Genomic DNA, 549 nt, shown 5'->3' with positions numbered 1-549 from the left:
TGCTAGTTACCACCGCATCATTCACAAGAGACGAGATTCCGGTGACATCTTGAGTGATTGTGTTGTCGATATTGATAATTTCTTTATCAACGCATTCGCGGACTTGGAGAACTTCCAATAGGTTCAATGATGTGCATCTGGAAATAACACTTTTTAGGGTTTCTTGAACCAAGGCGAGTTGGTTCAGTTTAACTCTAGCTTGTATGAATTGCGGAAGTTCTCCACAAGATTGGATTTCTGTTTGGTTCAATGCAGACGTACGAGTGCCCACAGCTGAGACACACGAATCGATACTTTTTCCTGCTGCGTTGGCTTCGGCTACTGCTGTATCTACGACATTGCTCAATTGCACAAGGAGGTCGGCGATGTTCGATGTCTCGATGGCGATATTGTTTTTCACCATTAAAACACTGTTTCCAAACTGCGCATTGCTGAAGGCAAACTTCTTTCCTAATGATCTTTGACGCAAATCTATTATTTGTCTTAATATTGCATAGTTAGGAACATCAAGAGTCAGCGATGCTGCGACCTGTAAAAAGGCCACAACTA

The 549-nt window shown here is 42.4% G+C and carries 1 protein-coding gene; it reads right to left on the bottom strand.

The features are described 5' to 3' along the window. The coding region (locus IEJ02_RS47965; RefSeq protein WP_191070530.1) for a hypothetical protein at positions 1-549 on the bottom strand (549 nt) is incomplete at both ends.

The organism is Streptomyces sp. 5-10 (genome assembly GCF_014712245.1).
Lineage (GTDB): Bacteria > Actinomycetota > Actinomycetes > Streptomycetales > Streptomycetaceae > Streptomyces > Streptomyces violaceusniger.
This window is presented reverse-complemented; position numbering and strand designations above follow the sequence as displayed.